Origin of the sequence: Helicobacter didelphidarum, assembly GCF_003364195.1 — a bacterium.
Lineage (GTDB): Bacteria > Campylobacterota > Campylobacteria > Campylobacterales > Helicobacteraceae > Helicobacter_A > Helicobacter_A didelphidarum.
In genome coordinates, this window is the sequence record NZ_NXLQ01000211.1 from 1 (window position 1) to 465 (window position 465).

Below are 465 nucleotides of genomic sequence, written 5' to 3' on the forward strand. Positions count from 1 at the left end.
TTGTTGCAACTGATTAAAATTACACTTAGTGCAATTAAACCTAATACTTTTAAAACTATCCTATCCATAATCCATCCTCCATTATTATCGTAGTAGCTAGTCTGCCTATGAATTTAGGGCGTTTTTTACCTTTGCTTCGACTGCTTATCCCCACATACAAAGCTCTAATATTGTTTTGTCCTATGGTATTGAGACATTCTAATAATCTCCTTGCTTTATTTTTATCTTCTTTATAACTTAACATTACACCTTTGGCATTAAGCTTTCTTGTATGAGTGAAATAATAGTCTTTATAATCATTGAGAATCTCTAAGACTTCATTATACGCATCAATGGCTGATTTTTGATCATCTTCTTCCAAAGCCTTAAACTGCTGATAGAGGCTATTTTTATCATCACTCTTTGGGATTTGATATTTAAGGATATTATTTATACTGATATTTGGTTCTTTGTCTATAATATTAC

1 pseudogene is annotated in these 465 nt (G+C 30.8%); it reads right to left on the bottom strand.

From position 1 onward, the window contains the following. Positions 1–55 precede the first annotated feature (55 nt). Positions 56–465 (bottom strand): annotated as a pseudogene (locus CQA53_RS11985) (hypothetical protein); the annotation flags it as partial.